Source organism: Gordonia sp. CPCC 206044 (assembly GCF_048537895.1).
Lineage (GTDB): Bacteria > Actinomycetota > Actinomycetes > Mycobacteriales > Mycobacteriaceae > Gordonia.
In genome coordinates this window covers 439,026-445,480 of record NZ_JBCLVL010000004.1, presented here as the reverse complement: position 1 = coordinate 445,480, position 6,455 = coordinate 439,026, and the positions used below count along the sequence as shown (strand labels likewise).

The 6,455-nt window shown below is 66.3% G+C and carries 5 protein-coding genes; 1 reads left to right on the top strand and 4 read right to left on the bottom strand.

Translation table 11 applies throughout. The annotated features are described in order from the left end of the window. Positions 1-256: 256 nt before the first annotated feature. The gene (locus AAFP35_RS08655) at positions 257-1,513 is read left to right on the top strand and encodes an HNH endonuclease (protein WP_419221144.1); all 1,257 of its coding nucleotides are present in this window, start codon (positions 257-259) and stop codon (positions 1,511-1,513) included. A 479-nt stretch (positions 1,514-1,992) separates the two neighbouring features. Here AAFP35_RS08655 and AAFP35_RS08650 read toward each other — a convergent pair whose 3' ends face one another. From AAFP35_RS08650 to AAFP35_RS08635, 4 genes are all read right to left on the bottom strand, one after another. Beyond that, positions 1,993-3,018 carry a beta-ketoacyl-ACP synthase 3 gene (locus AAFP35_RS08650; protein ID WP_419221171.1) on the bottom strand — a complete coding sequence of 342 codons (1,026 nt, stop codon included), beginning with the start codon at positions 3,016-3,018 and terminating at the stop codon, positions 1,993-1,995. Between the two features lie 145 nt (positions 3,019-3,163). After that, positions 3,164-4,972, bottom strand: coding sequence for an SLC13 family permease (locus AAFP35_RS08645; RefSeq protein ID WP_419221143.1), 1,809 nt, complete (start codon positions 4,970-4,972; stop codon positions 3,164-3,166). 48 nt (positions 4,973-5,020) lie between these two features. Further along, entirely contained in the window at positions 5,021-5,590 is a 570-nt protein-coding gene (gene pth / locus AAFP35_RS08640) for an aminoacyl-tRNA hydrolase (protein WP_419221142.1), read from the bottom strand. A gap of 21 nt (positions 5,591-5,611) precedes the next feature. Further along, positions 5,612-6,235, bottom strand: coding sequence for a 50S ribosomal protein L25/general stress protein Ctc (locus AAFP35_RS08635; RefSeq protein WP_419221141.1), 624 nt, complete (start codon positions 6,233-6,235; stop codon positions 5,612-5,614). Between the last annotated feature and the right edge of the window lie 220 nt (positions 6,236-6,455).

The window sequence follows — 6,455 nt, the reverse complement described above, 5'->3', positions numbered from 1 at the left end:
TGTTCTGGCACCAGTTCTCGATACGCGGCCTCGCTGCGCTCGGACGCTACTCGATCAGCGGACTCAGGGACACCTCAGCGCGCTCGGACACTACTCGATCAACAGGCACGGCTTACTACCCCTGTGCACCAACAGGACTCACCATCCCGAACTTGTCGGAGGGTGCCTTTACAATGGCAATTAGGTGACGACTGTGGTGGTGAAAGATATTGCAGCACAGTCCGATAACTGTGGATGAATTCTTCCATGGGCACGTATGTTCGACTACAATCGAGTCATGCCGTTGGACACCCTGATACCCCTGCTGCGTGAGGTGACGATCGACGCCGATGCGACCGGTCGCCACGTCTTCGACACCACGAAGACATTGATGGACGTGCGTAACCTCGTCGACCACCAACTGGCCGTGCATGTGGCGGCGATGGACAGGTTGGGGGTGGCACAGCGTTCCGGCGGCCGCACGCGACGACTGCTGATCGAGATGGGGGCTGCTCCGGCGGTCGCCGACCGCTGGCTACGCATCGGGACGGCCCTGGACCGGCTGGAACGCGTCGCGGCCTACTCTGCGGACGGCGTGTTCTCCGGCGAACACGTCGACGCGGTGGTGCGCGGGATGGCCCACATCGATCAACGGGCGCCGGAACCGCTCTCGGCGGGGTCGGTGATCGAACACGAACTCGCCCTGATCGCCCAAGCCTTCTCCGGCGCCACCCCACGCGAGGTACTCGCGGTGGCGCGCTCGCGCGGCAATCAGATCGCCGACGACCAGGACGGGCTGCCGGCCGCCGAGGACCGGACGATCAACGAGGTCTCCACGACCGTGGCCGGTGATGGTCGGTTGGAGGTGTTCGCCAATCTCGACATCGTCACCGGCGAGAAGTTCGTGTCCGCCGTCGAATCCCTGTCCCGCAAACGGCCTGAACCCGACGGATCCGAGGACGCCCGGTCGGCCGGGCAGCGGCGTGCCGATGCATTGGAGATGATCCTGGATGCCGCGGCCAAAGCCACCAGAACAGGTGACGCCGACTTGGTGGTCGCCCCGAAAACGCAGGTGAGTGTGACCGTGCCCGCCGACCATCCGGATCGTGCGTCTCTGGAATGGTTGGGTCCGGTCTCGCAGACCACGGCACATTTGGTGGCGTGTGATTCCGCGGTCACCGTGTTCGAGGTCGACGAGCACGGCGCGCCCCTCGGCGTGAGCAACGCAGCGAGGTTGTTCACCGTCCAGCAGCGTAAAGCGTTGATCGTGCGTGACCAATGCTGCGTGAAGTGCGGCGCCGCCGCCGGATTCACCCAGTGTCACCACATCATCTACTGGTCACGCGGTGGTGCCACCGTCATCGACAACGGCTGCCTGTTGTGCACCGCCTGCCACGCCCAAATCCACGCATCAGACTGGGAGATCATCATGGGCGCCGACCGACATCCCTGGCTGATCCCACCCGCCGACGTCGACCCGACACGGACTCCATTGCCGGCCTACAACCGACGCACCATGACACTCGCAGCCTGACCACCCCAGTGAGCGCCCGCCTGCCCCGGTCTCTGCGGCCACCGCCCGCAGTGAAGGCACAGTCAGGAGGTTGATCTCGATACGCTCGCTCGCCTTGCGCCTCGCGCGCTACTCGATCGGCGGCGGGTGAGCATCCCGCGCGCGGATTCGATACCGAGCACATCCGCAGAGCCGAAACAGGCTGACCCACCACAACTCTCACCAACGCCTAGACCAACGACCCAGGACAGCCCCGGGACGTACACGACCCTTGAAAACTCCACGGTGTGAACAGGGAAACCCCGTTCGGGTGCTCGCCGACCAGTAGACACGGCGGGCACCCGAACGGCGGCCATATCGCGACGCCCGAAAACCACCTGCCGACAGGATGGGATGCTCACACGCTGGACGCGCAGTCCGAGAGCTCAGGCGAAGGCGCGTCCGACAACCCGTGAGTGGGTGTGTCCGGGGTGCACAGGGCTGCCCGAGAGCCCGACGGTCTACCGCTCGTCGAAACTCGTCTCCGTCGGTGCAGGCGGAAGTGTCACCACTGCACCGGCGTAACTGAGGCCCGCCCCGAAACCGAGTAGGAGCGCGGTCTGGCCGCCCTTGGCCTTACCGGTCGCGAGCATCTCCTCCATGGCGAGCGGAATCGATGCCGCCGATGTGTTACCGGTGTTCTCGATGTCGTTGGCCATCGGCACCTCCTCGGCGAGTCCGAGGTTCTTCTTCATCAGTTCGTTGATGCGGGCGTTCGCTTGGTGCGGCACGAACACCTCGATGTCCTCGATGCCGACCCCGGAGGTCTCCAGGACGCTGGTCAGGGCCTTGGGTAGGGTGATCGCCGCCCATCTGAACACTCGCGGACCCTGCATGGTGACGACCATGCGCCCGACCGGGTCGGTGGCCGGATCCCTGTGCTGGAACTCCTCGGCACGATCCATGTACTCCGGGATGTCCCAGTTCTGGCCGATCGCCTCGGCGTTCTCACCGTCGCTGCCCCAGACGGTGGGAGAGATGCCGTTGTCGGTGCTCGGCCCGACGACGACCGCGCCTGCACCGTCGCCGAAGATGAACGCGGTGTCGCGGTCGGTCGGTTCCATCACCACCGACATCGTCTCCACGCCGACGACGAGCACGTACTCCGCCGACCCGGCTCGCACCGTGTCGGCAGCGATCCCGAGTCCGTATCCGAAGCCACCGCAGCCCGCGGCGACGTCGTAGGCGGCGATTCCGTTGAGTCCGATGTCGTAGGCGACGATCGGGCCGCCATGCGGGATCTTGGTCTTCCAGCTGTTGGTCGCCAGGATCAGCGCGCCGATCTTCTCCCTGGGGACACCCGAGTTGCGGATCGCGCGCTCGGCGGCGACCGCGGCCATCGAACGCGCGGTCTCGTCGCCGCTGATCCAGCGGCGATTGCGGATGCCGCTCCGCTCGAAGATCCATTCGTCGGTGGAGTCGAGGACCTCGCAGACCTCGTCGTTGCTGACGAGACGTTGCGGTCGGTACGCACCGATGCCCAACATCGCAACATTCTGGTGCCCGGTCTTCGCCGCAATACCCACCGCAGTCTCCGTTCCTCGTTGATCGGACGGTGCGATTCTAGTCAGCTCTGACCCAAGCCCACGTGGCCCTTTGGTCCTTTGCTTCGCCTGCGCCCGCCGCGGTCGGTCACAGCGGCCAGAAGACCGGGATGATCCCGACTGCGACGACCAGCCACACCAGCATGACCACCGCACCGAGACGCCAGTAGTCGCCGAAACGGTAGCCGCCCGGGTTCATGACGATCATGTTGGCGGGTGTCGCGATCGGCGTGAGCAGTGCGGCGGCGCCGGCGGTACACACCAACATCAGCACCGGCCTCGCGTCCACCCCGACATCGGCGGCGGCCGCCAACGCGATGGGGATGACGATCAGGGTCGTCGCGGCGTTGCTGATGAACTGGCCCAATGCCGCCGTCAACGCGAACAGCACCACGAGCAACACGTACGGGCTGTGATCGGACACGGCATCGACGATGGGCCGGGCGATGTCCTCGGCGGCGCCGCTGCTCGTGATCGCCGACGACATCGGGATGAGCGCCGCGATGAGCACGATGGTCTCCCACGACACCGCGCGATAGGCCTGTTCGGTCGTCAGGACGCGGCTGCCCACCATCGCGACGGCGCCGAGTAGCGCGGCCACCACAGGAGGCACCAGCCCCGAGGCCAGCAAGACGATCATCGCGACCAGGATGATCCCGGCCCGCGGCGCGGTGCGATGCAGCGGCACGGTCTGCCTGCGCAGTTCCTCCGACGACGCGACCACCAGAACCTGCTGATCCTCCTCGAGTGCGTCGATCGCCTGCCATGGACCGTGCACCAGCATGGTGTCGCCCTCGACCAGGTCGACCATCCGTGGCCCGACGTCGGAGCTGCGTCGCCGCACGGACAGGACGAGCAATCCGGTGTCGGGCCGGATCATTCCGGGGAAGACCGGTTGACCGATCAGATCGGAGCGTGGCGGAACGACGATCTCGCTGATGCCGACGTCGCGGTCGACCAGCCGCCCGCGGGTGCCGCGCCGGCCGGCGACATCCTCCAGGGTGAGGTCATGGGTGCGGGCGAAATCGTCGACCGCGGAACCGGAGCCGGACACGACCATCACGTCACCCGCGGCGACGTCGTGGTCGTCGCCCAGCGGCGTACTCTCCCGCGCGCCCTGGACGGCGATCCCGACGATCTCGGTGCCGGCGAGCAACTGATGGGCAGTCTTGCCGACACATGCCGACTCGGGGTCGACGTGCAACCGGTAGATCCGGTCGTCGAGCCCGTAATGGTCGACGACCTGTCCCACGTAATTGCCGAAATCGACTGGAAGGTCGTCGGATTCCCGTGTCGGTAGCAAACGGTCGCCGAACAGTGCGATCGCGCCGTAGGTCAGTATCACCAGCGGGACACCGACCAACGCGAACTCGAAATACCCGAAGCCTGCGCCGGTCGCATCCCGGGCGGCGTCGTTGACGATGACGTTCACCGGGCTGCCGCTGAGGGCCAGTAACGAACCCGCACTACACGAGTAGGCGAGGGGGACCAGGATCTTCGACGGCCCGATGGATGCGTGCCGGGCGACCGCGACGGTGACCGGCACCAGGGCCGCTGCGGCGCCGTTGATCGTGATCAGTGCCGAGAGGATCGCGGCGAGCAGCGCGATGGCGCCCAGCACCCGGACCCGTGTGGTGCCTGCTGCTCGGGTCAGCAGCCTGCCCGCCCAGGCGGTGATGCCGGAGGCCTCGAGACCTTCACTGACGATGAACAGTGCCGCGATGAAGACGATGACGCTGTCGCCGAAGCCCGACGTCAAACCCTTCAGGTCGATCAGGTCGAAGAAGTAGAGCGCCAGGGCAGAGGCGACCGCGACGACCCCGACGGGGAGGCGGTTCCAGACGAACAGGGCGACGGTGACACCGAGGATGAGCAGGCTCAGCGCGGCATCCGTCACCGACTCATCGTTACACCACCGGTTGACGGTTCGCAGTCGATGAGGTGATCAGGACCAGGCGTGGACGACGTTCTGGGCTGCATCCAGGCCCTGGGCGACCAAGGTCTCCGTCGCTTCGATCCCGTTCTCGACGAGCAACTCCACATCGGCCCGTGCCGACGACGGGAAGGGTTTGAGGACGAAATCTGCCGGGTCCTGACGACCGGGCGGACGACCGATGCCGAGGCGGACGCGGAGGTAGTCACGCGATCCCATGGTCTGACTGATGGAGCGCAGCCCGTTGTGTCCGCCTTCGCCGCCGCCGCGTTTGAGGCGTACGACGCCGAAGTCGATGTCCAGCTCGTCGTGCAGCACGATCAGATCGTCGGGGCCGATCGAATAGAACTTGGCCAGCGGGCCGATCTGACGCCCGGTCACGTTCATGTACGTGCGTGAACGGGCGACGATCACCTGGTGGCCGGCGATGGTGATCGGGGCGGCCTCGGCCCCCGATTTCTTGTGCAGTTTCCACCGCTCGCCGGCCGAGGCGACGAGGCCATCGGCGACCATCGCGCCGATGTTGTGCCTCGTCTTCTCGTACTTCGGACCAGGATTACCCAGTCCGACAATCAGTTTCACCGTGTGGTGAGTGGTGCCGGATTATTCGGCCGACTCGGCCGGTGCCTCGGCAGCTTCGCCTTCGCTCTCTTCGCCCTCGGTGTCGAGGTCGCTGGAGGTCGGCGACTCGTTGATGGCGACGATGAGCAGGTCCGGGTCGCTGACGAGTTCGACGCCGGCCGGCAGATCCAGATCGGAGGCGTGGATGGCGGTGCCCGCCGCGACGCCTTCGACGCTCACCACGAGCTGCTCGGGGATCGACAGCGCGTCGGCCTCGATCTCCACGTAGCTGGCGTCCTGGACGACCAGGGTGCCGGCAGCGGCGTCGCCCTCGACGACGACGTAGACCTCGACGGTGACCTTCTCGCCGCGGCGGATCACGAGCAGGTCGACGTGCTCGATGTAGTTGCGGATCGGGTGGACGTCGATCTGCTTGGTCAGCGCGAGCTGGCTGGTGCCCTCGATGTCGAGATCGATGATGGCGTTGGTGCCGTTGGCGCGCAGGATCGCGGCGAGATCGCGGGCCGGGAGGTTGAGGTGCTGCGGGTCCGAGCCGTGACCGTAGAGGACGGCGGGGACCTGGCCCTCGCGGCGGGCACGACGAGCGGCGCCCTTGCCCTTCTCGGTGCGGGTCGTCACGGACAGCTTGGCGGCATCGGTGGCCATGTGTTCTTCTCCTCGTTCGGCGGTTCGCGGTGAACCGCGGCGGTCCTATTCGGTCGCGGCGGGCGGCATCGAACCGAACCGTCCGGGTGTGCAGAGCACCCACGGAGGAGGCACAGATGGTCGCGCCGATAACGGTGATCGCTCACCCTCGCCGAGACAGCCCGACCAGAATAGTCGATGTCCAGGGCCGATGTCACATCGGGACTGTGCCATGGCAAAG